25 protein-coding genes are annotated in these 24,954 nt (G+C 70.6%); 15 read left to right on the forward strand and 10 right to left on the reverse strand.

Annotation, left to right across the window (positions count from 1 at the left end; translation table 11 throughout):
• The first annotated feature begins 98 nt into the window (after positions 1-98).
• The 8 genes from AB0A63_RS06795 to AB0A63_RS06830 all read left to right on the forward strand — a co-directional run bounded on the left by AB0A63_RS06795 (position 99) and on the right by AB0A63_RS06830 (position 9,537).
• On the forward strand, positions 99-1,760 hold the full coding sequence (locus AB0A63_RS06795) for an ABC transporter family substrate-binding protein (RefSeq protein ID WP_360386119.1): 1,662 nt from the start codon (positions 99-101) through the stop codon (positions 1,758-1,760).
• 422 nt (positions 1,761-2,182) lie between these two features.
• Positions 2,183-3,967 carry an ABC transporter family substrate-binding protein gene (locus AB0A63_RS06800; RefSeq protein ID WP_360386122.1) on the forward strand — a complete coding sequence of 595 codons (1,785 nt, stop codon included), beginning with the start codon at positions 2,183-2,185 and terminating at the stop codon, positions 3,965-3,967.
• Between the two features lie 174 nt (positions 3,968-4,141).
• Positions 4,142-5,140, forward strand: coding sequence for an ABC transporter permease (locus AB0A63_RS06805; RefSeq protein WP_360386125.1), 999 nt, complete (start codon positions 4,142-4,144; stop codon positions 5,138-5,140).
• Positions 5,141-5,165: 25 nt separating this feature from the next.
• Complete coding sequence (locus AB0A63_RS06810) at positions 5,166-6,065, forward strand: ABC transporter permease (protein ID WP_360386684.1); 900 nt, start codon at positions 5,166-5,168, stop codon at positions 6,063-6,065.
• Positions 6,066-6,067: 2 nt separating this feature from the next.
• Positions 6,068-7,234, forward strand: a complete 1,167-nt coding sequence (locus AB0A63_RS06815) for an ABC transporter ATP-binding protein (protein WP_360386128.1) — start codon at positions 6,068-6,070, stop codon at positions 7,232-7,234.
• Positions 7,231-8,223: a dipeptide ABC transporter ATP-binding protein gene (locus AB0A63_RS06820; RefSeq protein ID WP_360386131.1), complete on the forward strand. Its 993-nt coding sequence runs from the start codon at positions 7,231-7,233 to the stop codon at positions 8,221-8,223. Before AB0A63_RS06815 ends, AB0A63_RS06820 begins: the two co-directional genes overlap by 4 nt.
• A gap of 56 nt (positions 8,224-8,279) precedes the next feature.
• On the forward strand, positions 8,280-9,116 hold the full coding sequence (mshB, locus tag AB0A63_RS06825) for an N-acetyl-1-D-myo-inositol-2-amino-2-deoxy-alpha-D-glucopyranoside deacetylase (protein WP_360386134.1): 837 nt from the start codon (positions 8,280-8,282) through the stop codon (positions 9,114-9,116).
• Positions 9,106-9,537 carry a hypothetical protein gene (locus AB0A63_RS06830; protein WP_360386137.1) on the forward strand — a complete coding sequence of 144 codons (432 nt, stop codon included), beginning with the start codon at positions 9,106-9,108 and terminating at the stop codon, positions 9,535-9,537. The genes mshB and AB0A63_RS06830 overlap by 11 nt, the downstream gene beginning before the upstream one ends.
• Here AB0A63_RS06830 and AB0A63_RS06835 read toward each other — a convergent pair.
• Positions 9,513-10,232 carry a GNAT family N-acetyltransferase gene (locus AB0A63_RS06835; RefSeq protein ID WP_360386140.1) on the reverse strand — a complete coding sequence of 240 codons (720 nt, stop codon included), beginning with the start codon at positions 10,230-10,232 and terminating at the stop codon, positions 9,513-9,515. The genes AB0A63_RS06830 and AB0A63_RS06835 overlap by 25 nt on opposite strands.
• Positions 10,233-10,382: 150 nt before the next feature.
• Here AB0A63_RS06835 and fdxA point away from each other — a divergent pair, with 150 nt between their 5' ends.
• Both fdxA and dapC read left to right on the forward strand, forming a co-directional pair.
• The gene (gene fdxA, locus AB0A63_RS06840) at positions 10,383-10,712 is read left to right on the forward strand and encodes a ferredoxin (RefSeq protein WP_218130387.1); all 330 of its coding nucleotides are present in this window, start codon (positions 10,383-10,385) and stop codon (positions 10,710-10,712) included.
• A gap of 2 nt (positions 10,713-10,714) precedes the next feature.
• Positions 10,715-11,806 carry a succinyldiaminopimelate transaminase gene (dapC, locus tag AB0A63_RS06845; RefSeq protein WP_360386687.1) on the forward strand — a complete coding sequence of 364 codons (1,092 nt, stop codon included), beginning with the start codon at positions 10,715-10,717 and terminating at the stop codon, positions 11,804-11,806.
• Between the two features lie 38 nt (positions 11,807-11,844).
• On the opposite strand, the gene AB0A63_RS06850 is transcribed toward dapC, so the two are convergent.
• The 3 genes from AB0A63_RS06850 to AB0A63_RS06860 form a co-directional block, all read right to left on the reverse strand.
• A complete protein-coding gene (locus AB0A63_RS06850; protein ID WP_360386142.1) occupies positions 11,845-12,750 on the reverse strand; it encodes a hypothetical protein in 906 nt (301 codons plus the stop codon).
• Between the two features lie 76 nt (positions 12,751-12,826).
• On the reverse strand, positions 12,827-13,783 hold the full coding sequence (gene dapD, locus AB0A63_RS06855; RefSeq protein ID WP_360386145.1) for a 2,3,4,5-tetrahydropyridine-2,6-dicarboxylate N-succinyltransferase: 957 nt from the start codon (positions 13,781-13,783) through the stop codon (positions 12,827-12,829).
• 70 nt (positions 13,784-13,853) lie between these two features.
• A complete protein-coding gene (locus tag AB0A63_RS06860) occupies positions 13,854-14,267 on the reverse strand; it encodes a hypothetical protein (protein ID WP_360386148.1) in 414 nt (137 codons plus the stop codon).
• A 60-nt stretch (positions 14,268-14,327) separates the two neighbouring features.
• Between AB0A63_RS06860 and dapE the strand changes: the two genes are divergently transcribed.
• The 3 genes from dapE to AB0A63_RS06875 are packed head-to-tail and all read left to right on the forward strand — an operon-like array spanning position 14,328 to position 16,727.
• On the forward strand, positions 14,328-15,395 hold the full coding sequence (gene dapE, locus AB0A63_RS06865; RefSeq protein WP_360386151.1) for a succinyl-diaminopimelate desuccinylase: 1,068 nt from the start codon (positions 14,328-14,330) through the stop codon (positions 15,393-15,395).
• Between the two features lie 16 nt (positions 15,396-15,411).
• Positions 15,412-16,194, forward strand: coding sequence for a TIGR00730 family Rossman fold protein (locus AB0A63_RS06870; protein ID WP_360386154.1), 783 nt, complete (start codon positions 15,412-15,414; stop codon positions 16,192-16,194).
• A complete protein-coding gene (locus AB0A63_RS06875) occupies positions 16,194-16,727 on the forward strand; it encodes a TIGR00730 family Rossman fold protein (RefSeq protein ID WP_360386689.1) in 534 nt (177 codons plus the stop codon). Before AB0A63_RS06870 ends, AB0A63_RS06875 begins: the two co-directional genes overlap by 1 nt.
• Here the strand turns inward: AB0A63_RS06875 and AB0A63_RS06880 are convergent.
• On the reverse strand, positions 16,698-17,747 hold the full coding sequence (locus AB0A63_RS06880; protein WP_360386157.1) for a winged helix DNA-binding domain-containing protein: 1,050 nt from the start codon (positions 17,745-17,747) through the stop codon (positions 16,698-16,700). The two genes, AB0A63_RS06875 and AB0A63_RS06880, sit on opposite strands and share 30 nt — an antisense overlap.
• Positions 17,748-17,757: 10 nt before the next feature.
• Positions 17,758-19,251 (reverse strand): CocE/NonD family hydrolase, encoded by a 1,494-nt coding sequence (locus AB0A63_RS06885; protein ID WP_360386159.1) that lies wholly within the window; start codon positions 19,249-19,251, stop codon positions 17,758-17,760.
• 117 nt (positions 19,252-19,368) lie between these two features.
• Here AB0A63_RS06885 and AB0A63_RS06890 point away from each other — a divergent pair, with 117 nt between their 5' ends.
• Positions 19,369-19,707, forward strand: coding sequence for a hypothetical protein (locus AB0A63_RS06890; protein WP_360386162.1), 339 nt, complete (start codon positions 19,369-19,371; stop codon positions 19,705-19,707).
• The gene (locus tag AB0A63_RS06895; protein ID WP_360386165.1) at positions 19,707-20,618 is read left to right on the forward strand and encodes a glucosyl-3-phosphoglycerate synthase; all 912 of its coding nucleotides are present in this window, start codon (positions 19,707-19,709) and stop codon (positions 20,616-20,618) included. The genes AB0A63_RS06890 and AB0A63_RS06895 overlap by 1 nt, the downstream gene beginning before the upstream one ends.
• Here AB0A63_RS06895 and AB0A63_RS06900 read toward each other — a convergent pair.
• From AB0A63_RS06900 to AB0A63_RS06915, 4 genes are read right to left on the reverse strand one after another with little or no spacing between them, the layout of a single operon-like run.
• Entirely contained in the window at positions 20,550-21,851 is a 1,302-nt protein-coding gene (locus AB0A63_RS06900; RefSeq protein WP_360386168.1) for an ATP-binding cassette domain-containing protein, read from the reverse strand. The two genes, AB0A63_RS06895 and AB0A63_RS06900, sit on opposite strands and share 69 nt — an antisense overlap.
• Positions 21,848-23,197 (reverse strand): ATP-binding cassette domain-containing protein, encoded by a 1,350-nt coding sequence (locus AB0A63_RS06905; protein WP_360386171.1) that lies wholly within the window; start codon positions 23,195-23,197, stop codon positions 21,848-21,850. The genes AB0A63_RS06900 and AB0A63_RS06905 overlap by 4 nt, the downstream gene beginning before the upstream one ends.
• The gene (locus tag AB0A63_RS06910; RefSeq protein ID WP_360386174.1) at positions 23,167-23,790 is read right to left on the reverse strand and encodes a cytochrome d ubiquinol oxidase subunit II; all 624 of its coding nucleotides are present in this window, start codon (positions 23,788-23,790) and stop codon (positions 23,167-23,169) included. Before AB0A63_RS06910 ends, AB0A63_RS06905 begins: the two co-directional genes overlap by 31 nt.
• Entirely contained in the window at positions 23,790-24,950 is a 1,161-nt protein-coding gene (locus AB0A63_RS06915; protein ID WP_360386177.1) for a cytochrome ubiquinol oxidase subunit I, read from the reverse strand. Before AB0A63_RS06915 ends, AB0A63_RS06910 begins: the two co-directional genes overlap by 1 nt.
• Positions 24,951-24,954 lie beyond the last annotated feature (4 nt).

Consider the following 24,954-nt stretch of genomic DNA (forward strand, 5'->3'; position numbering starts at 1 on the left):
ACCCCGCCGCGGACCGGGACGTCCTCCCAGTGACGCGGGTGACAGGTACACCGGGTTGCCCGCACGCGTTCACACCACTTCTGGCAATGTGAGGACCCATGAGGCGTCTCGGGGGAGTGCTGGCAGCCGCCGTCCTGTGCGGCGCCGCGGCCTGCACGAACGCGCCTCCGCCACCGCTGGTCCCCAAGTCCGAGGCCCCGGTCATCACCACGACGGGACCGAAGGTCAAGGAGGTGGTGGTCGGCGTCGACGACGTGGCGGGCGGCTACAACCCGCACGCCACCGCGACGCAGAGCCAGATCACGACCGCGCTCAGCTCCCTGCTGCTGCCGTCGGTGTTCCGCAGCGGGCCGAACGGTGCGCCGGAGCTCGACCGGAACCTCATGGTGAGCGCGAGGGTCACCAAGGCCGAGCCGTTCACGGTCACGTACACGATCCGCAAGGACGCCTCGTGGTCGGACAGCGCGCCGATCGCCGCCGAGGACTTCTACTACCTCTGGCAGCGCATGCGCAGCGAGCCCGGCGTGGTGGACCCGGCCGGCTACCGGCTCATCGACAACATCAGCGCCCGCGAGGGCGGCAAGGTCGTCGAGGTCGCCTTCGGCACGCCGTACCCGGGGTGGCGCAGCCTGTTCGGCAACCTGTTGCCGGCGCACCTGCTCAAGGACGCGCCCGGCACGTGGTCCAACGTGCTCGCCACCAACTTCCCGGCCACCGCGGGGCCGTTCGCCGTGCGGAGCCTCGACGAGCCGCGCGGCGAGGTGATCCTGGAGCGCAGCGACCGGTACTGGGAGGTGCCGACCACGCTCGACCGGCTCGTGCTGCGGCGGGCCACGCACAGCGCGATGGCCGAGTCACTGTCCAAAGGCGACAACCAGGTGGTGTTGCTGCGAGCGGACGCCGCCGACGTCAACCTCATGAGGACGGTCGCCGGTCTCGACACGAAACCCGTGCCGCGCAACGAGGTCGTGCAGGTCCTGTTCAGGCCCGCCAGCCAGCAGCTCGCGGATCTCAAGGTGCGCAAGGCACTCGTGGCCGCCCTCGACCGGGACGCGTTGATCGCGAGCGGTGCGCAGAGCGGCCCGAGCGCGCAGCTGCGGGCCGACTCCTACGTCGTGCCGCCGAGCCGCGCCGGGTACCGGCCGGTCATCCAGGGCAACACGCTCGACCCGGCCGCGACCGAGCAGCTGCTCACCGAGGCGGGGTACGCCAAGGGCGCCGAGGGGTGGACCAAGGCGGGCAAGGCGCTGAAGCTGCGGATCGCCGCCGCGGACGGGATCGAGCCGTACGTGACCGTCGCGAACCAGGTCAAGGCGCAGCTCGGGGCCAGGGGGATCGCGGCCGAGGTGGTCACGCCCAAGGCCGACGAGCTCTTCACCGTCCAGCTGCTGCAGAAGGACGTCGACGTCGTCGTCGGGCCGCGCGTGGACGCGGGCGACTCGGCGGCCGGGCTCGCGAGCCAGTTCGGGTGCACCGGGGACGCGCCGGACGGTGCCACGCCGAACCCGGCCAACGCCGCCGGGTTCTGCGACCCGGTGCTGCAGGCCGAGATCGACGCGGCGCTGGGCGGCAAGGTGCTGCTGGCCGACGCGCTCACCCGGATCGAGCCGCAGCTGCAGGCCCAGGCGGTGGCGCTGCCGCTGTTCCAGGTGGCCGACCTGCTCGGGGTGCTGCCGACGGTGTCCGGCGTGGACACCGGAGCGCCGCTCGCGGGTGTGCTGAGCGGTGCGCCCGAGTGGCGCCGCCTCGACACCAAGTGACGGGCCGCCCGGCCGTCTGGCCACACCGCGCACGGGATCGTCGTCGAGCAGGTTCAACCGGTGGAGAAGTGGGCACCCTCGCTGCGGCCGCCGAGGAAGTCGATCTTCGAAACGGGCTCGTCGTGCCGGGAAAAACGGCCGGGTGGGCCCAATTCCGCGTTGGTACGTTCGGTCGCCTTCGTTGACAGAATTCCCTGTGCCCGGTTAACGAACGCCTTCGCCCGGTAATCGGGCCATTGCATTGGGCTACAAGGCGTCACCATTGGGTCACGATCGCCCTCCCAGGTAGTGACCGCCGCCTCAACGGGTTCTTACGGTGCTGCCCACGATGTGCCGGTTCGGGGCGCGTATGGCACATCACGGTCACGGGTGTGCACACCGGATGAAGGTGCGGCCGCCCAGTGCTAGGAGGGCACGTGTCGATGAGGAAGACCAAAGCACTGCCGGCGATCGCGCTGATCTCCAGCGCGGCGCTCGTGCTGAGTGCGTGCGGTGGTGGTGGCGGCGGCAACACGGACGCGAACGGGAACGACGCGACCGTCGCCGAGATGGCGACCGCGCGCGGCGAGTCCGGAGACGGCTACACCGCACCGGACACGAAGTCCAGCGAGCAGGTCGTCGTGTCCACGGACAAGCCGTACACGACGTACAACAACGCGACGGAAGACGGCAACAACTCGTACAACACGTTCGCGCTGGTGCTGGTCCAGCCGGGTGCGCACATCCTGAACGGCAACAACAAGGTCATCCTGAACAAGGACGTCATGGACGGGGTCGAGCTCACCTCGAAGTCCCCGCAGACGGTGACCTGGAAGCTGAAGAAGGGCGTCACCTGGTCCGACGGCGAGGCGTGGGACTGCGACGACTTCTACCTGGCCTGGTTCTCGGCCAGCACGAAGGCCAAGAAGGCCGACGGCAGCAAGTACTTCAAGCCGGCCGGTACCACGGGCTACGACCTGATGACCGGTTCGTGCAAGGACGACCAGACGTTCGTGGGCACCTTCGACAGCCCGTACCCGGACTACGAGGGCCTGTTCAACAGCGACGTCCTGCCCGCGCACATCCTGGAGAAGGGTGCCGGCGTCGCGGACGTCACCAAGCTGACCGCGACGAGCGACCCCGCCGAGCTCGAGAAGGCCTCCGCTTTCTGGAACGAGAAGTGGAACGGCTTCGACAAGGCGCTCATGCCCGGTGCGGGCCCCTACATGCTGACGAGCTACGAGGCCAACCAGTCGGTCACGCTGGAGCGCAACCCGAAGTGGGCCGGCAAGCCCGGTGGTCCCGCCAAGATCATCCTGAAGGCGATCCCGGACCCCGTCGCGCAGGCGCAGGCGCTGGAGAACGGTGAGGTCTCCGTCAACTCCTTCGCGCAGCCGGACGCGAACGCGGCCACCAAGCTGAAGAGCCTGAACGCCCAGGGCGTCACGTTCGGCGCGGGCCCCGGCCTGTCGTTCGAGCACCTGGACATCCAGTTCAAGCACCCGGCGCTGTCCAAGGAGGAGATCCGCAAGGCCTTCTTCATGTGCGTCAAGCGCCAGGACATCATCGACAAGCTGATCTCCGAGGTCCAGGCCGACGCGAAGCCGCTCGGCAGCCTGATCTTCTTCCCGAAGGACGAGGGCTACAAGGACGTCTACGGCGAGAAGGCCAAGGGTGACGCGGCCGCCTCGAAGAAGATCCTCTCCGACGCGGGCTGGACGCAGGGTGCGGACGGCGTGTTCGCGAAGGACGGCGTCCGCGCCTCCTTCCGGATCAGCCACACCGACATCCCGCGGCGCAAGCAGACCGTCGAGCTGATCCAGGGCCAGTGCAAGGAAGCCGGCATCGAGGTCAAGGACGACACCGACCCGAACTTCCTCGACGAGCGCGTGTCCAACGGTGACTACGACGTCGCCCTGTTCGCGTGGTCCGGTGACCCGTTCAAGAGCTCCAAGAAGTCGATCTACGAGACCGGCGGTGGCCAGAACTGGCAGAACATGAGCGTCCCGGCTGCGGACGAGGCCCTCAAGACGGCCGTGTCCCAGACCTCGATCGCGGACTCGCTCAAGTACTTCCAGAAGGCCGACGAGGAGATCGCGAACGCGTACGGTTCGCTCCCGCTGTTCCAGATGCCGAACATGTGGGCGTTCAAGGGTCTCGACCGCGTGTACTTCCAGAGCTACTACGGCGCTCTCTGGAACGCCAACGAGTGGCAGCCCAAGAACTAGACGGGCCTGAGCAGTACACGAGGCTGAACTGAGGGGACGGGGCCGGGCCTACAGGTCCGGCCCCGTTCGCCTGGGTTCCCCGCACGCCACCACCGCGCGTACATTCCGCGCTGCGGGGTTCCCGTGCCCGGCCTCACCCCCCGGCAGCCGGGTGCCGCCCAACAGGAGCTTGTCGTGATTCGCTACATCATTCGTCGTTTGCTCATATCCATACCGATCCTGCTGATCGGTAGCTTCGCCTGCTACGTCCTCGTCGCCACGGCGGGCAACCCGCTGGCGGAGATGCGGTTCCGCCCCGGTGTCACCGAGGCCGACATCAGGGCCGCCGAGATCTCGCTCGGTCTCGACAAGCCGATCGTCGTCCGCTACTGGAACTGGCTCACCGACTTCCTGTCCGGTGACTGGGGACAGAGCATCGCACTCGGCCAGGCGAAGCAAGCGGTTTTCCCGGCGGTCACCGACGCGCTGTGGACCACCGGGCGGCTGGTCATCGGGGCCGAGCTCCTCGCGCTGACCCTCGGCGTCTCGGTGGGCGTGCTCGCCGCGGTGAAGCAGTACTCGATCTTCGACTACCTCGCCACCAGCACCGCGTTCCTCATGTTCTCGATGCCGATCTTCTGCGTCGCCGTGATCGTGAAGAACTACGGCATCCAGTTCAACAACGTCCTGGAGTCGATGGGGCTGGACCGCTGGCTCACCACCGCCGGTCCGCGGCCGGGTGGCTTCAGCGGCGACCTCGGCGACGTGATCTTCAAGTACACCGGCACGTTCCTGTTGCCGACGGTCGCGCTGATGCTGATCAGCTTCGCCGCCTACAGCCGGTTCGAGCGGGCCTCCATGCTGGAGATCCTGCACTCGGACTTCGTGCGCACGGCGCGGGCGAAGGGCATCTCGCAGAGCCGGGTGGTCTTCCGGCACGCGTTCCGCAACGCGCTCATCCCCGTCGCCACGCTGTTCTCGTTGAACTTCGGCGCGGTGCTCTCCGGCGCGATCATCACCGAGACCGTCTTCGGCTGGGCCGGCATGGGCACGCTGCTCGTGAACTCCGTGCGCCAGTTCGACCCGGCGATGCTCATGGGCTGGCTCGCGGTCACCGCGACCCTGATCGTGCTGTTCAACCTGGTTGCCGACGTCGTGTACGGCATCCTCGACCCGAGGATTCGCCTTGGCTAACATCAACCTGGCGTCCGAGGGCGGCGTGGTCAGCTCCGCGCCCGAGGCGGGCGCCCACGAGTTCGACTCGGCGAAGACCCGCACGCAGGGGCAGCTCGTCATCCGCCGCTTCCTGCGCCACCGGCTCGCCATGGTGAGCCTCGGCGTGTTCGTCTTCCTGGTGCTCTTCGCGTTCGTCGGCCCGTTCATCTGGACCTACGACTTCGAGGACGTCTCCAGCAGGTCCTACCAGCCGATGAGCGGCACCCACCCGCTCGGCACCACCCAGGTCGGCAAGGACATGCTCGCGCTGCTCATGCGCGGCACCGGCTACTCGCTGCAGATCGCGCTGATCGTGGCCGCGCTGGCCACCGCCATCGGCGTGACGTTCGGCGCGCTCGCCGGCTACCTGCGCGGGTTCGTCGACGCGGCGCTGATGCGCCTGGTCGACCTGCTGCTGATCATCCCGCAGATCGCGGTCGCCGCGATCGTGGTGAAGGGCTTCTCCGGCAGCTGGTACGTGGTCGCGCTGGTGCTCGCCGCGTTCGCGTGGATGCAGATCGCCCGCATCACCCGCGGTGAGACGCTCTCGCTCGCGCAGCGGGAGTTCGTCGAGGCGGCCCGCGCCTGCGGTGCCACCACCCCGCGCATCATCTTCAAGCACCTGGTGCCGAACATGATCGGCAGCATCACCGTGAACGCCACGCTGGCGATCGCGGCGGCAGTGCTCACCGAGGCCGCGCTGTCGTTCCTGGGACTGGGCGTCCAGCCCCCGGACACCTCGCTCGGCGTGATCGTGCTGGAGAACTACGGGCAGTTCCTGAACCGGCCCTGGCTGTTCTGGGGTCCGTTCATCGTGCTCGTGTCGCTCTCCCTCGCCGTCAACTTCATCGGTGACGGCCTGCGCGACGCGTTCGACCCGCGGCAGACGAAGGTGCGTGCCTGACCATGACCACTGTTCCCGAACTGACCGAGGACTTCCTGCCGGCCGACAACGGGTCCACCGCACCGCTGCTGTCGGTGAAGGACCTGTCGGTCACCTTCCCGACCGACGACGGCGACGTCCGCGCCGTGCGCAACGTCTCGTTCGACCTCAACGCCGGTGACGTGCTGGGCATCGTCGGCGAGTCGGGCTCCGGCAAGTCGGTGTCGTCCATGGCGATCATGGGCCTGCTGCCGGGCAGCGCGCGGATCGAGGGCTCCATCCGCTACCGCGGCCAGGAGCTCAACGGCCGCACCTACAAGCAGATGCAGCCGTTCCGCAGCAAGCACATCGCGATGATCTTCCAGGACCCGATGACGTCGCTGAACCCGGTCTACAGCGTCGGGTGGCAGCTCGCCGAGACCTACCGCGCGCACCACGACGTCTCGAAGAAGGCGGCGTGGGCGAAGGCGGTCGAGGCGCTGGAGCTCGTCGGCATCCCGCAGCCGGACAAGCGCGCGGCGCAGTACCCGCACGAGTTCTCCGGCGGCATGCGGCAGCGCGTGGTGATCGCGATGGCGATCATCAACGACCCCAGCGTGATCATCGCGGACGAGCCGACCACCGCGCTCGACGTGACGGTGCAGGCGCAGATCCTCGACACCATGCTGCGGCTGCAGGCCGAGACCGACGCGGCGATCATCATGATCACCCACGACCTCGGCGTCGTCGCCGGCATGGTCAACCGCGTCCAGGTCATGTACGGCGGCACCGTGGTCGAGTCCGGCCCGGTCGACGACGTGTTCGAACGGCCGCGGATGCCCTACACCGTGGGCCTGCTGGGCTCCGTGCCGAACCCGGCCTCGCTGGGCAAGCGGCTCACCCCGATCAAGGGCGCGCCGCCCTCGCTGGTGAACCTGCCGACCGGCTGCTCGTTCTCCCCGCGCTGCCCGCTCGTCACCGACGTGTGCCACGAGTGGGAACCGCACCTGGAGGAGGCGGGCCGGCCGGACCACCGCACGCGCTGCCACCGCTGGGAGCACCTGGCGGCCCACGAGCAGCCGCAGAGGCTGTTCCTGCACGACGAGATCGGCACCGTGGAGAACCCGGCGGTCTTCGCCGCGGCCAACCCCGACGAGTCGCTCGAAGTCACCGCCGTGCACGGAACCCTGCTGGACGAGGAGTCGAAGTGACCACCCCGCTGTTGGAGGTCACCGACCTCGTCAAGGAGTTCCCGGTGCGCGGCAAGGGGATCATCCCGCGCAACGTCGGCACCGTGCAGGCCGTGTCCGGTGTGTCGTTCACGCTGAGCCCCGGTGAGACGCTCGGACTGGTCGGCGAGTCCGGTTGCGGCAAGTCCACGACCGGGCGCGCGATCCTGCAGCTGCACAAGCCCACCTCGGGCTCGGTGAAGTTCGAGGGCCGCGAGCTGACGTCGCTCAGCACCAAGCAGCTGCGGCCGCTGCGCAAGGACATCCAGATCGTCTTCCAGGACCCGTACGCGTCGCTGAACCCCAAGTGGCAGGTCAACGACATCATCGCGGAACCGCTGGTGATCCACGGGGTCGAGGGCGGCGTGCAGCGGCGGGTCAACGAGCTGATGGAGCTCGTCGGCCTGAACCCGGAGCACCGCAACCGGTACCCGCACGAGTTCTCCGGCGGTCAGCGGCAGCGCATCGGCATCGCCCGCGCGCTGGCGCTGAACCCGCGCTTCCTGGTGCTCGACGAGCCGGTGTCCGCGCTGGACGTGTCGGTGCAGGCCGGTGTCGTGAACCTGCTGGAGGAGCTGCAGGAACGGCTCGGGCTGGCCTACCTGTTCGTCGCGCACGACCTCTCGGTGGTGCGGCACATCTCGGACCGGGTCGCGGTCATGTACCTCGGCAAGATCATCGAGATCGGCGAGCGGGAGGCGATCTACACCCGCCCGATGCACCCGTACACGCAGGCGTTGCTGTCGGCGGTGCCGATGCCGGACCCCAAGCAGGAGCGCAAGCGTCAGCGGATCGTGCTGACCGGTGACGTGCCGTCGCCGGTGAACCCGCCGTCGGGCTGCCGGTTCCGCACGCGGTGCTGGAAGGCCCAGGACATCTGTGCCACCGAAGAACCGAAGCTGGAAAGGCGAGGTGCGCCGGACGGAACGTTGTCCGCCTGCCACTTCGCTGAGGAAAAAACGGTCGTGTGAGACCGATGTGAAGGCCACCTTCGTCCCTGGACAAAGGTGGCCTTTACTCTTTTCTGGTGACGCTGACTGCCCCACCACGGTTGCTCTTCGTGCACGCCCACCCAGACGACGAGAGTCTGTGGACGGGCGGCACCATCGCGCGCTACGCCTCGGCCGGCGCCCACGTCACGGTGATCACGTGCACGCTGGGGGAGGAGGGCGAGATCATCCCGCCCGCGCTCGCCCACCTGGCCGCCGCGGAGGCCGACCAGCTCGGCGGCTACCGCGTCGGGGAGCTGAGGTCCGCCTGCGCGGCACTGGGCGTGACCGACCACCGGTTCCTCGGCGGCATCGGCAGGTGGCGCGACTCCGGCATGGTCGACGTGCCGTCCAACGCCCACCCGCGCGCGTTCGTCCAGGGCTCGGTGCAGGAGCAGGCCGCGCAGCTCGCCGACGTGCTGCGCGAGGTGAAGCCGCAGGTCGTGGTGAGCTACGACGCGTTCGGCGGGTACGGGCACCCGGACCACATCCGCGCGCACGAGATCACGATGGCCGCCTGCGCGCAGGTCTCGGACGTCGAGCGGGTGTTCTACGCGGTGACCTCGCGCGACGCCACGGAGGCGGGCATCGCGGCGCTGTCCGCGGTGCCGGAGGCGTTCCGGCTGCCGGAGCCCGGCGAGCTGCCGGTGACGCCGGACGAGGACATCACCACCGTGATCGACATCTCGGAGCACCTGATCGCGAAGCGCCGTGCGTTGCGCGCGCACTCCACGCAGGTCAGTGTGTGGGACGAGGGATACGCGTTGTCGAACGGCATCGCCCAGCCGCTGGTCGGCAACGAGTACTACGTGCTCGCCAAGGGACCGGCGGACGGCGTCGCCGCGGATCTGTTCGGAGGACTGGGTGAGCGCTAGCTGGCGAGTGGTGTTGCTGCTGCTCCTGTGCGTCGAGGCAGCGGTGCTCGCTGTGCTGGAAGTGTTCTTCCTGCTCGTCCGGTTCGACGGGACGCTGCTGCCGGACCTCGGCGCGTGGCCGTTCCCGGTCATGGTCGTGGTGGCGGTGGTCACCACGCCCGTGCTGGTCATGTGGGCCGCGGCGCTGTCGGACCGGGTGTCCGCCGCCGCGGCGCCGCTGCTGGTGTGGTTCTTCACGATCTTCGCGCTCGCCTACCTGGAGCCCGGCCGGGTCGCCCGCGTCAGCTTCCTGCTGGGCGACTGGCGCACGCTGCTGCTGATCGCCGGCGGCGCGCTGCCGGGCGCGGTGGCCGTGAGCGCGGCGATGGCGCGCAACGCGGCCAACCGGCCCGGTCTCTACGACCCCGCGGGCACCCAGTAGCGGTAGCGGTGGTGCTCGGAGCAGCCGAGCTCCTCGTACAGCCGGATCGCCGCGGTGTTGTGCTCGGCGACCTGGAGCGCGCACGTCGTGGCGCCCTCGGCGAGACCCCACCCGGCCAGCTCGCCCATCAGGCGCGTGGCCAGACCGCGGCGGCGGTGCTCCGGCCGCACGGCGAGCCGGGCCACGTGCAGCACGTCCTCGACGACCGCCCCGCGCACGGCGGCGACCACGACCCCGTCCTCCTCGACGCCCGCGAAGCACACCCGGCCGGTGCCGAGCACGTGCCGCATCGCGGCGGTCACCTCGGATCCGGCCGTCAGTTCCCACCATCCGGGAAGATCGCGGCTTTCGGCGGCACCGTCGGCGAACTTCTCCAGCGGACCCGTCATGACCAGCGACTCCGCCCCGCCGGGGTGGTCGAGGTCCACCCGCCAGCCCGCGTCGGCGATCGCCCGCTCGTGACCGCTGCCACGCACGACGTGAGCAATGGGTTTGATGCCGTGCGCACGGGCGAACCCCTCGACGGCCGACAGCGCCGACGGAACCGGTACACCGGGATCGCCGCAGGTGAGCGTGCTGTTCGCGCGGCCGGTGAAGCCGGCGGCCGCGCGCATCAACCAGTCTCCAAGCCGTTCTTCTGCCACCGCGGGCCATGCTCGCGCGCAGAGCGATTCCAGGTGATCCACTGTGTGCACGGGTCCATCCTCGTCTCAGGGAGCGAGCCGGGGTGGGTGGTGTGACGTGGCGCACCAGGCAGCTAAGGCAAGCCTGACCGGGTGATACTCGAACGTGCCGCGTACTCTCCGGCTTGCGCGGTGTGGACCAGTGAGAAGCAGGAGAGCGCAGTGACCTATGTGATCGCCCAGCCGTGCGTGGATCTGCTCGACAAGGCGTGCATCGAAGAGTGCCCCGTCGACTGCATCTACGAAGGCGACCGGATGCTCTACATCCACCCCGACGAGTGCGTGGACTGTGGCGCGTGCGAGCCGGTGTGCCCAGTGGAAGCCATCTACTACGAGGACGACGTCCCCGACGAGTGGAAGGACTACACCAAGGCGAACGTCGACTTCTTCAACGAGCTCGGCTCACCCGGTGGCGCCTCGAAGGTCGGCAAGGTCAGCGCCGACCCGGAGTTCGTGAAGGCACTCGCACCGCAGGCTGCTGAGGGGCATTGATCATCCAACGCCGAGGTCCGGGCCTGCCGGACTTCCCGTGGGACTCGCTGGCCGGCCACGCCGCCAAGGCGCGCAAGCACCCCGGCGGTGTGGTCGACCTGTCGGTCGGCACACCCGTCGACCCGGTTCCCGCGGTGATCCAGTCCGCGCTGTCGTCCGTCGCGGACGTTCCCGGCTACCCGACCACCCACGGCACGCCCGAGCTGCGCGCCGCCTTCGTGGCGGCCGTGCGGCGGCGCTACGGGATCACCGGCCTGTCCGCCGACGCGGTGCTGCCCACGATCGGCTCCAAGGAGCTGGTGGCGTGGCTGCCGACGTTGCTGGGCGTCGGTCCCGGTGACGTCGTGGCCGTGCCGTCGGTGGCGTACCCGACCTACGAGGTCGGCGCGCTGCTCGCCGGTGCCGAGGTCGTCCGGCTGGCCGACGACGAGCGGCCTCCGCCCGGCACGAAGCTGGTGTGGCTGAACTCGCCGTCGAACCCGACCGGCCGTGTCCTGTCGACCGAACAGCTGCGTTCCGCCGTCGCCGCCGCGCGCGAGGCCGGAGCCGTTGTCGCGTCGGACGAGTGCTACCTCGCACTGCCGTGGGACTCCGCGCCGGTGTCGGTGCTCCACCCGTCCGTCGTGGACGACTTCGACGGCGTCCTCGCCGTGCACTCGCTGTCGAAGTCGTCCTCGCTGGCCGGTTACCGGGCCGGGTTCGTCTTCGGCGACCCCGAGCTGGTCGCGGGCCTGCTGGAGCTGCGCAAGCACGCGGGCATGATCGTGCCGCGGCCGGTGCAGGAGGCCATGCGCGCCGCCCTGGAGGACGACGCGCACGTGGCCGAGCAGCGGGCCAGGTACCAGGCCCGGCGCGAGGTGCTCAAGCCCGCGCTGGAGGCGGCCGGGTTCACCGTGTCGCACTCCGAGGCGGGGCTGTACCTGTGGTCCTCGCGCGACGAGGACGCCTGGGAGACCATCGCCTGGCTGGCGGACCGGGGCATCCTGGCCGCACCGGGCACGTTCTACGGTCCCGCGGGCGCCCGGCACGTGCGGATCGCGCTGACGGCCACCGACGAACGGGTCGCGGCCGCCGCGGAGCGGTTGAAGGCCTGACCCGGCGTTGCCGGCGCGGCGTCAGGGCGCCAGGGGCGTCAGGGCTTCAGCGCCGACCACACCCGGCGGGTGAACTGGTTGGGCGGCACCGCGTCTGTGGTGAGCCGCACGCTCGTGCTGATCTCCTCGCCGCTCAGGCCGAGGCCCAGCACGAGGTGCCAGTGCAGGTCCCACAGGTCCTGGAAGGCGTCCAGCTCCACGTCGGTGTCCGCGCTGACGTGGAGCACGGCCGGTTCCGCGACCCGCACGACCCGTTCGACGGCCCGCACGTCCCTGCTGTTGGTGCGGAAGCTGAACCCGAGGTCGACGGTCTCGCTGTCCAGCCCGTACGTGACGTAGGAGTGGCAGCGGTGGTGCGGCAGGCTCAGCGGCTGGTTCGTCTCCAGGTAGAGGTCGCCCTCGAACCGCAGCGTCGGCGAGTGCTGGCTGAGCGTCGCGCGGGCGCTGACGAACTCCCAGCCCGGCATCTCCAGCCTGGGCAGCAGCAGTTCCAGGATCTCGCCGCGGCGTGCTGACCGCGTGCGTTCACCGGAGCGCCACGGGATCTCCCGGCTGTAGGGCTCCTTCTTCGTGACGAACACGTACGGCGCGTTGTCGGTCTGCAGGGACAGCACCACGACCGTCCGGCGCGGAGCCCAGTCGAACGCGACGGTCGTGAGGCCGGGCGCGACGCCGTCGAAGTGGCTCTCCACCTTGGGCCACCAGCTCGACAGCTCCTCGGCCGGCGCGCCCTTGACGTAGCGGCCCTTCTCGTCGACACCGACCACCCACATCGCCTCGGAGCCCCTGGCGGCGTTGCAGAGGGCGGCGATCTGCCGTGCGGCCTTGCCGTGGTCGACCGGCCACTGCGTCTTGAACTCGACGAACGAGTCCTCCGACTGCGCACCCTGGAGGGCACGCTCGATGGCGGCGCGAGCGTTCAACTCGAGTCGCTGTTTCAGCACGTGCACCTCCTGCGGGTCGAGACGGCAAGGGCCCAGCCTGCCTGCGCAGACCGGGCCCCGGACACCTGGTTTCCGGTCAGTCGTTCGCGTGCAGCGCGGCGTTCAGCTCGACGCCGGTGCCCTTGCGCGGTTTCACCTTCACCACGCCGTCGGTGGAGTCGCGCAGGAACAGCAGGTTCGACTGCCCGCTGAGCTCCACGGCCTTGGTGACCGTGCCGTCGGGCAGCGTCACCTTCGTGCCGGCGGTGATGTAGAGCCCGGCCTCGACCACGCAGTCGTCGCCGAGCGAGATGCCCAGGCCGGCGTTGGCGCCCAGCAGGTTCCGCTCGCCGAGCGAGATGACCTGCTTGCCGCCGCCGGACAGCGTGCCCATGATCGACGCGCCGCCGCCGACGTCGGAGCCGTCGCCGACCACGACACCGCCGGAGATGCGGCCCTCGACCATCGAGCTGCCGAGCGTGCCGGCGTTGAAGTTCACGAAGCCCTCGTGCATGACCGTGGTGCCGGACGCGAGGTGCGCGCCGAGCCGCACCCGGTCCGCGTCACCGATGCGCACACCGGACGGGACCACGTAGTCGACCATGCGCGGGAACTTGTCGACGCCGTAGACCGTCACCGGCCCGCGGACGCGCAGGCGGGTGCGGGTCTGCTCGAAGCCCTCGACCGCGCACGGGCCGTGGTTCGTCCACACGACGTTGGTGAGCAGGCCGAAGATGCCGTCGAGGTTCGCGCCGTGCGGCTGGATCAACCGGTGGCTGAGCAGGTGCAGTCGCAGCCAGACGTCGTAGGTGTCGGCCGGGGCGGCGTCCAGGTCGACCGCCACGCGGACGCCGACCACCTCGACGCCGCGCTCGGGGTCCTCGCCGAGGAGCTTGGCCGCGGCCTCTCCGAGGGCTGCCGCGATCTCGGTGGAGGCCAGCCGGGTCGTGCCCAGGTCCGGCGTCTCCTCCAGGACGGGCGACGGGTACCAGGTGTCGAGGACGGTGCCGTCCGGGGTCACAGTGGCCAAGCCGATGCCGTATGCGGTGCTCACGGAGACCGAGCTTAGTCCTGGTGGGACGGGGCCGGGTTCCGCAGGTCACCGCCGGTGGCGGCGGTCGTGCTCAGTCGGGGACGTCGGCTGTGAAGTAGAGGGAACCGAGGTCGCCGCGCGTCGCGATCAGGGCCTCGTTGCACTTCCACTGCCGGGCGTCGGTGCTGGACACGTTGTCGACCGCCACCTCGCCGCAGCGGTTCGCCTCGAAGTCGCCGACCGAGGTCTTGAGGCGGGGCAGCACCTCGTTCACGCCGGGCTCGACCTCCTTGCCCTGCAACGACCGGTCGAGCGCGCGGGTCATGCCGCCGACCCGGGAGACCCACGCGGCGCACTCGGCGGGGGTGCCGCTGTGCTGGGAGCCGCACGGGGCGGCGAACAGCGCCCTGATCTCGCCGCACTGCTGGTCGCACGCCGCGGGCGCCTCGCCGCAGCCGGTCGCCGTCAGCACGAGCGCGGTGACGAGGAGTGTGCGTTTGGTCACGCACCGCACGCTAGCGGCTGATCGGGCAGGCGCGAAACGCGCGGCGCTAGGGTGGCGGTCGTGTCCGACACCCTTGACCTGTTCGCCGACCCGATCGAGCTCACCACCGCGCTGGTGGATGTGCGCAGCGTGTCAGGGGAGGAGGACGAGATCGCCGATCTGGTCGAACGCTCGCTGCGGCTGCACGCGCCGCACCTGGAGATCACTCGATCGGGGAACGCCGTGCTGGCGCGGACGAACCTCGGCAAGGACAAGAGGATCGTGCTGGCCGGGCACCTGGACACCGTGCCGGTCAACCGGAACTTCCCCAGCCGCCGCGAGGGCGATGTGCTGCACGGGTGCGGCACCGTCGACATGAAGGGCGGCGACGCGGTCATGCTCGCGATCGCCGCACAGAGCCGGAACGCGCGCCACGACCTCACGTTCGTCTTCTACGACTGCGAGGAGATCGAGGCCGAGCGCAACGGGCTCACCCGCATCGAACGGGAGCTCGTCGAGTGGCTGAGGGGCGACCTCGCGATCGTGTGCGAGCCGTCGAACGGCACGGTCGAGGCCGGCTGCCAGGGCACCATGCGCATCGAGGTCAGGACGACCGGCAAGCGCGCCCACACCGCGCGGGCGTGGATGGGGCAGAACGCCATCCACGGGCTCGGGGAGGCGTTGAACCGGCTCGCCGCCTACGAGCCGCGGCAGCCCGAGATCGACGGCTGCCGGTACCACGAGGGACTGCAGGCCGTGAAGATCAGCGGCGGGGTCGCGGGCAACGTCGTGCCGGACGAGGCGGTGCTGACGGTCAACCACCGGTTCGCGCCGGACCGGTCGGTGGAGCAGGCGGAGCAGCACCTGCGGGAGGTCTTCGCGGGCTACGACGTCACGGTCACGGACTTCTCGGGCGGTGCGCTGCCGGGGCTGCACGCCCCCGCCGCGCAGGAGTTGGTGGCCGCCGCGGGGGGCACGCCGGTGGCCAAGCTGGGGTGGACGGACGTGGCGCGGTTCGCGGCGCTGGGGATGCCCGCGGTGAACTTCGGGCCGGGTGATCCGACGCTCGCGCACACCCAGGAGGAGAACGTGCCGGTCGAACAGATCACCGGGTGTTTCACCGTGCTTCAGCGTTTTCTGCTGGCCTGATCATTAGGATCATCGGATGACGGAAGAGAAGAACAGCAACGGCGCGGTGGACGAGCATCCCAAGGAGAAGCAGCGCGGGCCGGTCGTGCTGCGCCGCGACCAGAAGGACGAGCTCACCACCACCGACCAGCGCCTGCTCGACTCGCGCGGGCCGTCGGACTGGGTGCACACCGACCCGTGGCGGGTGCTGCGCATCCAGGCCGAGTTCGTCGAGGGCTTCGGGGCGCTCGCCGAGGTGCCGAGCGCGGTGACCGTGTTCGGGTCGGCGCGGACCGGGCGGGACCACCCGGAGTACCAGCTCGGGCGCGACCTCGGGAAAGCGCTGGCGGAGGCCGGTTTCGCGGCGATCACCGGTGGCGGTCCCGGCGCCATGGAGGCGGTCAACCGCGGGTGTTCGGAGGCCGGCGGGTTCTCGGTCGGGCTGGGCATCGAGCTGCCGTTCGAGCAGGGGCTCAACCCGTGGGTCGACCTCGGCGTGAACTTCCGCTACTTCTTCGTCCGCAAGACGATGTTCATCAAGTACTCGCAGGCGTTCATCTGCCTGCCGGGTGGTTTCGGCACGCTCGACGAGCTGTTCGAGGCGCTCACCCTGGTGCAGACGAAGAAGGTCACGAAGTTCCCGGTCGTGCTGTTCGGCAAGAGCTACTGGCAGGGCCTGTACGACTGGATCCAGAGCTCTGTGCTGGAGGGCGGCAAGGTCGGCGAGAAGGACCTCGCGCTGCTGCACCTGACCGACGACATCGACGACGCGGTGCGCGTGGTCAAGGAAGCGCACAAGGCATGGGCGGACGCACACTGATGTACGTGGCTGTGTACTGCGGCAGTCTCGCCACCGTTCCCCAGAGCTACGTGGACGTCGCCGCCGAGGTGGGCAGGCAGATCGCCGCACGCGGCTGGAACCTCGTGTGGGGTGGCGGGCAGACCTCGATGATGGGCGCGGTCGCACGGGAGGCGCGCGCCGGCGGCGCGAGCACCTACGGCGTGATCCCGAAGGGCCTGGCCACCAGGGAGATCGCCGACACCGACTCGACCGAGCTGCACGTCGTCGACACCATGCGCGAGCGCAAGCGGATGATGGACGACAAGGCCGACGCGTTCCTCACGCTGCCCGGCGGCATCGGCACCGCGGAGGAGTTCTTCGAGGTGTGGACGGCCGGGGTGCTGAGGATGCACGACAAGCCGGTCGTGCTGCTCGACGTCGACGACCACTACAAGGGCCTCGTCGAGTGGCTGACCGAGCTGCGGGACAAGGGTTTCGTCTCGCCCGCCGCACTGGCCTCGCTGGTCGTGACCGGCGACGTGTCAGCGGCTCTCGACGCTTGCGTCCGCTAGTCCCCTGACCCTGGCCAGGAACTGGGCCTCCGGCAGGAGGTCCGGCAGCGGCCGGTACGGCGTGACCGCCACCGCGAACCGCTTGCCGGACACCACCCTGCCCTGCCAGGAGCCCGCGATCTCGCCGTCCACCAGCACGGCGCCGCGCCGGCCCAGCACGCGGAAGACGTCCTTCTGCGCGGCCTTGTCCGGCAGCAGCAGGTCGCGGTCGCGCGCCTGCAGGTAGGGGTCGGTCGGCGGCAGGAACCTGACCTCCGGCGGGTCGGCGGCGGCGATCTCCACACCCTCCGGCAGCCACGCCTGCTGCCCCTCCACGGCCACCTCGACGAGGTCGTCCGGCCACCTCTTCTTGACCTCGCGCACGGTCGTGCCGAAGTAGGAGGCCACTTCGGACGGTCCGGCCGGACCGTGCAGCGCCAGGTAGCGGTGCACCAGCTCGTCGAACCCGGCGGTCTGCCGCGGCACCCCCGGCCAGCCGTGAATCCGTTCGAACGTGACGGTCTTGCACTCGGGCAGGATTCGCAAACCCGCGGGCAGCGCGGCGAGCCGGAAGATCGGGTCGCTGACGTGCGCGGTCCCGCAGCCCCGGCAGTCCTCGACGGTCTGCTTCGGCGCCAACGGGGTCAGTGCCGCGCTGACGTCGCCCTTGGTCATCGGCTTCGTCACGATCGACCGCATGGCCGTGGCGACGTGCCGCAACGCCGCCAGCAGGTCGTCGACCTTCGGCCGGGAGGCGCGGGCACGGGCGTCGGCGTCGCTCCACGGCCACAGCGCGCGGGCGAACGCCTTCAGCTCACCGGCCCGGTGCAGGTGCGGGGCACCGCGCACCGACCACGTGACGGTGAAGTCGTCGGTGGCCGGCGCGGTGAGGCGTGCGGCGAGGCTGAGCAACGCCGAGCCGGCGGTGTTGTCCTGGACGCCCAGGGAGAACACCGCCAGCTCGGCCGCGTCGCCGACGCGCCGGTCCAGCTCGTGCTGGTGGATCCGGTGGAGGAGCACCTGCTGCCGGGTGAGGTCCACCCGGACATTCTTACGCCTTCGGCACGGTGAGGCTCGACGGTCCGAAGGTGACGGTCGAGCCGCGGGTCGACTCGCTGAGGTACCGCGGGTCCACGGTGTCGACCACCAGTGCCAGCCGGTTGCCCGCGCCGACGTTCCACACCGTCGGCTCCAGCGGCACGTCCAGCGTCTGCGTGCGGCCGGCACCGGTGACCTTCACCGGCTTGTGCGTGACCAGCGCGCCCAGTCCGAGCGGGCCGACCTCGTACAGGTACGCGAACAACGTGGTGACCTCCGCGCTCGGCGTCACCGTCAACCGCAGCTGCGGCGTGCCGGCGAGCGTGGCACCGGCCGGGTACTGCGGCCCGTACCAGACGCCGGCGACGTTGCGGTCGACGAACGGCAGCGAGACGCCGGTCGGGATGTTCAGGAACCCTTGCAGCGCACCGGAGAGCAGGATCGTGCCGCTGTCGGCGACGGTGTTCCAGCCGGCGTGGATCCGCTTGCCTTCGAGCTGCACCGTGTCGGCGGCCCCGTCCGGCCAGGCGCCGAACTTCTTCCACGTGCCGCCGTTGTTGGGCTTGAGCTGCACCGGCTGCTCGGCGTCGATGCCGTTGGCCGTGCCCTTCACGTACCGGTCGAACCAGCGGCCGACCGACTCCCAGATCTCGTTGGGCAGACCGGCCGCGCCGAACAGCTCGGCGGTGGCGTGGTCGCCGGGCGAGAGCATGAGCCGCTTCGGCCCGGTCAGCCGCGAGTAGAGGTCCGCGACCTGGCCGGGGGCGAAGATGCCGTCGTTCCAGGCGTTGCCGAGCAGCACGGCGGTGCCGTTGGCGTTGAGCTGCGCGATCTTCGAGGCGGCTGACCGGCCCGCGGAGATCGGCACGACCTCGTGGAACCGGCCGTCGCGGTAGGCGTCCTCGGCCTCCAGCAGAACGGGACCTGGGCGCCCGGTGGCGTGGCCCGCCGCCAGCAGGACCTCGACGGCCTGCTTGTTCACGGTGTCGTTGGGGTAGAGCGAGCGGGCCAGGTCGGTCCACGTGCTCAGCGCCGCTGCCGCCCTGATCCGCCGGTCGTTCGCGGCGGCGAGCAACGACTGCCCGGCGCCGTAGGAGATCCCGGCCGCACCGACCTTCGTGCCGTCGGCACGGGCGTTGGCGATCGCCCAGTCGATGACCTTGCTGACGTCGCCCACGGTGTCGGGGCCGGCGATGTCGATCTCACCGCCGGAGTCCCAGAAGCCGCGGCTGGTGTAGCTCACGACGACGTAGCCGGACTCCTTGGCGAGCTTGGCCGCGGCACCGACGTACTCGATGTTCGGAACCGACCAGCTCGACGGCATCACGAGCAGCGGGAACGGCCCGTCACCCCGGCCGGTGGGCTCGATGACGAAGGCCTTCAGCGCGGTGCCGCCGACGCCGGGGATGGTGCGGTAGGTGATCTGGTGTCCCGGCGCCGCGATGGCCGCCGGTGCACCGAGCAGGGTGGTGAGGAGTGCCAGGAACAGAACAAGTGACCGGCGCACGCTGGTCCTCCTTGACCATGACGTAGATCACACAGGGTTGCTGTTCGGGAGTAAAGCAGATGGCTACTCGCGAGTAGCAAGAAGCTGTGAGTCAGGTCACTGTTTACGCTGGGTGGCGTGAACCGATTCCGCGTCAGTGAGCTGCCGAAAGACCGGGTGCTGATCGTTGCGCATCTGACCAGCGCGAATGCCTTGGAGCAGGCGGTCGCCGACGGTGCCGACGTCGTCGAGTTCGACGGCGAGCTGGAGCTGCCGCCGCTCACCGGGACGCTGGACGTCGTGACCGTCCCCGCGGGCGACGAGGACTTCACCCTGGCGGCCGCGACGGTGGCCGCGCTGTCCGGAGCACGCGCCGTGCGGGCGTCCGACGTGCGGCAGGCGAGGAAGGTCGTGGAGATGGTCGCGAGCGTGGCGGGCACCCGTCCGCCGGCCCGAGCGGTGCGGGCGCTGGCCTGATGCTGCCCTCCGTCGAAGCCTGGTTCGGCACGCACACCTGGCAGCAGCCCCCGTGGACGGTCAACGAGCTGGTGGCGTCGAAGCGCGGGCGCACGGTGTCCGTGGTGCTGCCGGCGCTGGACGAGGAGGAGACCGTCGGCGCCGTCGTCGCGGTCGTGCGGCCGCTGCTCGGCACGCTGGTCGACGAGCTGGTGGTGGTGGACTCCGGGTCGACCGACCGGACCGTCGCCGTGGCGGCGGAGGCCGGGGCGCGGGTGGTGCTGCGCGAGGACGTCGTGCCGTGGCTGGAACCGGTGCCCGGCAAGGGCGAGGTGCTGTGGCGCTCGCTCGCGGCGACCACCGGCGACCTCGTCGTCTTCCTGGACTCCGACCTCGTGGACCCGGAGACCGCGTTCGTCACGGCATTGCTCGGGCCGTTGCTGCTCGACCCCGGCGTGCACCTGGTGAAGGGCTTCTACCGGCGGCCGCTGCGGCTGGAGAGCACCGGCGGCGGGCGCGTCACGGAGCTGGTGGCGCGGCCGTTGCTGAACACCCTGCGGCCGGAGCTGTCCGGTGTGGTGCAACCCCTCGGCGGCGAGTACGCGGCGACCCGCTCCTTCCTGGAGTCCGTGCCGTTCGCCGCCGGGTACGGCGTGGAGATCGGCCTGCTGCTGGACGTGCACCGCCTGCACGGGCTGGCCGGGCTGGCGCAGGTGAACCTGGGCGTGCGCAAGCACCGCAACCGGTCGCTGCTGCAGCTCGGCGTGATGTCCGCGCAGATCATGGGAACGGCGCTGGCCCGGTGCGGGGTGTCCGCGGACTCCGTGCCGTTGACGCAGTTCGTGCAGGTCGACGGCGAGTGGCTACCCGACTCGACCGACGTGGTCGTCGCGGACCGGCCCCCGATGGTGCACGTGGTCGAAGAGCGCTAGCTGCTCCTCGCGGTGCGTCACGACGAGCGCCGTTCCCCGGCAGTGGCCGAGCACCTTGCCGAGCACCCGGTCGGCCTGCTCGGGGTCGAGGCCCTCGGTCGGCTCGTCCAGCAGCAGCACCTCGGGTCGGGCGAGCACCGACCGGGCGAGCACGAGCCGTTGCCGCTGGCCGCCGGAGATCTCCTCACCGCGTTCGCCGACGACCCGGTCCCAGTCGAGGTCCAGCTCGGCGATCTCGGCGGCCCGGTCCAGTTTTTCTTGAGTGGCACCGGGTTTGGCCAGCAGGACGTTCGCGCGGACCGTGGTGTGGAAGACGTGGGCGTCGGCCAGCGCGCCCGCACTGGGTTCGAGCCGGCGCGCGACGGCGTTGAGCAGCGTGGTCTTGCCCGCCCCGCTCGGGCCGACGACCGCGGTCTTCCCCCGCAGTGCCGGCACGTCGGCGGGTTCTGCGGGCTCGGGTTCGCCGGTCGGTTCCGGGGCCGGCCTGCTCAGCGCGGCCAGCGGGACGGTGATCTCGAACGTCGCGATGGCGGCCATGACCAGCCACGCGGGTTCGTGCTGCGCCAGCACCAGCAGCGCCGCGCCGAACTGGACGGCGATGGCGAGCGGGGTCAGGTCGCGGGCGCGTTCCTTGCGGGACAACGTCTTCGCCGTCCGGGCCGCCACCGCGAACCGGGCGTCGTAGAGGCCGTGGGCGATCAGCTCCTCACGGCTGTGCACCAGTTCGGTGGTCTGCTCGGTGAGCAGGGCGCGCAACGGCGTCAGGTCCTCCGCCCGCCGCGTGGCGAGCCAGGGGAGCAGGCCGAGGTTCACCAGCAGACCGGCGACCAGCGGCACCGAGAAGCCGGAGACGACCACCACGACCACGCCGGCGAGGACGGCGGTGCACCACGGCAACGTCGTGCGGAGCCGGGCGTCGAGCTGCTGGTCGACGTTCGTGACGATCCGGGTGAGCGCGGTGCCGGACGGGACGTGCCGGCGCGCCACCAGGTCGTCGTAGACCCGGCCGCGCAGCTCGACGGCCTCGCCGAGCACGGCCCGGTGGCTCGTGAGGCGTTCGAGGTAGCGCAGTGCGCCCTTGGCCAGCGCGAGCGCCCTGACCGCGACGATCGCGACGGTCAGCGCGTGCACCGGCGGGTGCTCGGCGGCCCGCAGCACGAGCCACGTGGCGGTCGCGGTGAGGCCGACGCCGGCGAGCTCGGCGAGGGTGCCGACGACGATCGCGAGCCTCACACCGCCACCACCCTCGTGACCTCGTCGAGCAGCGCCGGCCGGTGCGCCACGACCACGGCGGTGCGGCCCCTGGTGAACTCCCTGACCGCTGCGAGCACGAGCGCCTCCGTCTCCGCGTCGAGGTGCGCGGTCGGTTCGTCCAGCAGGAACAGCCCGGCGTGGCGCCGGTCGAGCGCGGTGGCGAGCGCGACCCGTTGCTGCTCGCCGGAGGAGAGGTCCTTCGGCACGAGCGTGGGGCGTTGCGGCACCCACGAGAGCGCGGCGAGCCATTGCGCGTGGTCGATCTCCGCGAGGTCGACACCACCGACCAGCACGCGGCCCTCGTCGGGTCGCACGAACCCCAGCAGCAGCCCCAGGACCGTGCTCTTGCCGGCGCCGCTCGGGCCGACCAGCGCGATCCGCTCGCCGGGGGAGATCCGCAGCGAGAAGTTCCGCAGGCTGCGCACGCTCACGCCGTCGAGCACGATCTCGGCGCGGGCGAGGTCCGGCGGCGCCACCCCGGTGTGCTCGGCGCGGACCGGGACCCGGTCCAGCACCGCACGGCCCTGCGCGCCGGCGTGGTACTGCGCACCGGCCGCGCGCAACGGCAGGAACGCCTCCGGCGCCAGGAAGAGCACGAGCAACGCGGTGTGCAGCGGCACGCCGCCGCCGAGCAGCCGCAGCCCCACCGGCACGGCGACCAGCGCCACCGCCATCGTGGCCACCAGCTCCAGCACGAACGCCGACAGGAACGCGATCCGCAGCGCCGACATCGTCTCGGTCAGGTGCCGTGCGGCCAGTGCGCGCACGGTCGCCGACTGCGCCCGCGCCCGCCCGAACGCCCGCAGCGTGCCGATGCCCTTGACGACGTCCAGGAAGTGCCCGCCGAGCGTCGCCAGCGCGTCCCACTGCCGTGCGGTCCGCTCACGGGTGTGCGCGCCGACCAGTGCGCCGAAGACCGGGACCAACGGCAGCGTGACGAGGATCGTGAGCGCCGCCGCGAGGTCCGCGAACGCCAGCCGGACGACCACCGCCAGCGGCACCACGACGGCGAGGACCTGCTGCGGCAGGTACCCGGTCACGTACGGCGTCACGTCGTGCACGCCGCGCGTGACCAGCGTCGCGACCTCGCCGGCCCTGGTGCCGGGGTCGCGCAGGAACGCCTCCCGCAGCCGGGTGCGGGTGCGTTCGGCGGCCCGGTGCGCCCACTCCCGGTGCCCCCACCACACCAGCACCCGCGCGCCGACGACCAGGCACAGCAGGGCGTACCCGGTGCCGCCTGCCAGCACCGACGCGAGCAGCTCCGCCTGCGCCAGCACCAGGAACGGGACCGGGATCAGCGCGAGGAGATGGCGACGATCGACCACTGCACAACCACCACCAGCGGGATGACCGGGACCGCGACCCACGCGAGCAGGCCGAGCGTGTCGGCGTGCGCCATGAGCCCGGTCGTGTCGACACGGGTGAACGCGAGCGGGATCGGCAGCGCGCACAGCAGTGCCGTCACCGGGAACAGCCGCCGGTGGCCGCTCTGGAACACCCACCCGTGCACCGCGAACAGCACCGGCATCACCAGCGCGACGGGCCACGGCGCGTCGAGCAGGTGCGCCAGGAACAGCCCCCACCCCACCGACACCGCCAGCGCGCCGGTGAACACCAGCCACCACCACAACCGCAGCTGCACCGCGGCCATGAACAGCACCAGCCCGGCCAGCACGAGCGTGAACACGCTGTGCGCACCGGACAACAGCTCGCCCTCCAGCCGCGGGAACGCCGCGAACAGCACCCCGACCGCGGCGACCAGCCACACCTCGTTGCCGAGGAAGAACGGCGTCATCCTCCGCAGCACCTCGTCCCGGCGGCGGAACGGCAGCAGCAGTCCGCTGCCGTAGTCGAAGCCCGCCAACGCGAAGTAGCCGGCCGTCAGCGTGCCGAGGACCGTCAGCCACAGCGCTTCCATCAGAGCGTCACCACCAACGGCGAGACAGGGGCGGGCGTCGTGTCCGGACCGCGGCGGACCGCGCGTGCGATCAGCGTCCAGTCGACGACGGCCAGCACGGCGAACAGGGACGTGAAGACGATGAGGGACAACAGGACCTGCCCGGCGTCCACGTGCGACACCGCGGCCTCGGTCCGCAGCAGCCCCTGGACGAGCCAGGGTTGCCGGCCGACCTCGCGGAAGACCCACCCGAAGACCGCCGCCGCGAACGGCAGCGGGATGCCGACCACCATGAGGTGCAGCGGGAAGCGCAGGCGGATCACCGCGTCCCGCAGGAGCAGCGGCAGCGTGAGCCAGCTGACCGCCGTCAGGACCATCCCGATGATGATCATGAACCCGAGTGGCGCGCCGAGCCACTGCGCCGCGTCGGCCTTGCCCGGCTGGTACCGCGCGATGACCGGGAACTGCGCGAACCCGGCGCCGATCAGCGACGGCGTGGCCAGCGCGGTGCTCACCACGCCCAGCCGCAGCGACCGCCGGAAGAAGTCGGTCTCGGTGGTGCGCCGGAGGAAGTGGCAGGCCGACACGCCGGTCACGAACACGCCGCCTGCCGTGATCGACGCGAAGACGACGTGCACCAGCGCGCTGGTGAACGTCGGGTTGGTGAGCAGGGCCGAGAAGTCGTCCAGCCGCAGCACGTTCCCCTCGACCCGGTGGCCGACGGGGTGCTGCAGGAACCCGTTCGCCGCCATGATCCAGAACGCCGACGCGAACGCCGTGAGCGCCGTCAGCCAGAGCAGGCTCAGGTGCACCCACCGGTTGAGCCGTCCCCAGCCGAAGATCCACAGGCCGAGGAACGTCGACTCCAGGAAGAACGCGACGAGCGTCTCCAGCGCGAGCGGCGCCCCGAACACGTCGCCCGCGTAGGTCGCGAGCCCCGACCAGTTCAGGCCAAATTGGAACTCCATGACGATGCCCGTCACGATGCCCAGCGCGTAGTTGATGACGTAGACGCGGCCCCAGAACCGCGTCATCCGCTCGTGCACCGGGTTCCCGGTGACCGCGTAGCGGGTCTGCATGACCACCAGCAGCGTCACGAGCCCGAGCGTGAGCAGCACGAACAGGAAGTGGAACGACGTCGTCAACGCGAACTGGAGGCGGGCGAGGTCTGCTGCGCTCATGAGT

This window comes from Lentzea sp. NPDC042327 (assembly GCF_040647275.1).
GTDB lineage: Bacteria > Actinomycetota > Actinomycetes > Mycobacteriales > Pseudonocardiaceae > Lentzea.

Excerpts from the sequence above, each read along its gene's own strand:
- AB0A63_RS06795 (WP_360386119.1), top strand. The coding sequence starts at position 99 with ATGAGGCGTCTCGGGGGAGTGCTGGCAGCCGCCGTCCTGTGCGGCGCC.
- AB0A63_RS06800 (WP_360386122.1), top strand. The coding sequence starts at position 2,183 with ATGAGGAAGACCAAAGCACTGCCGGCGATCGCGCTGATCTCCAGCGCG.
- AB0A63_RS06815 (WP_360386128.1), top strand. The coding sequence starts at position 6,068 with ATGACCACTGTTCCCGAACTGACCGAGGACTTCCTGCCGGCCGACAAC.
- AB0A63_RS06870 (WP_360386154.1), top strand. The coding sequence starts at position 15,412 with ATGACGGAAGAGAAGAACAGCAACGGCGCGGTGGACGAGCATCCCAAG.
- AB0A63_RS06875 (WP_360386689.1), top strand. The coding sequence starts at position 16,194 with ATGTACGTGGCTGTGTACTGCGGCAGTCTCGCCACCGTTCCCCAGAGC.
- AB0A63_RS06895 (WP_360386165.1), top strand. The coding sequence starts at position 19,707 with ATGCTGCCCTCCGTCGAAGCCTGGTTCGGCACGCACACCTGGCAGCAG.
- AB0A63_RS06910 (WP_360386174.1), bottom strand. The coding sequence starts at position 23,790 with ATGGAAGCGCTGTGGCTGACGGTCCTCGGCACGCTGACGGCCGGCTAC.
- AB0A63_RS06915 (WP_360386177.1), bottom strand. The coding sequence starts at position 24,950 with ATGAGCGCAGCAGACCTCGCCCGCCTCCAGTTCGCGTTGACGACGTCG.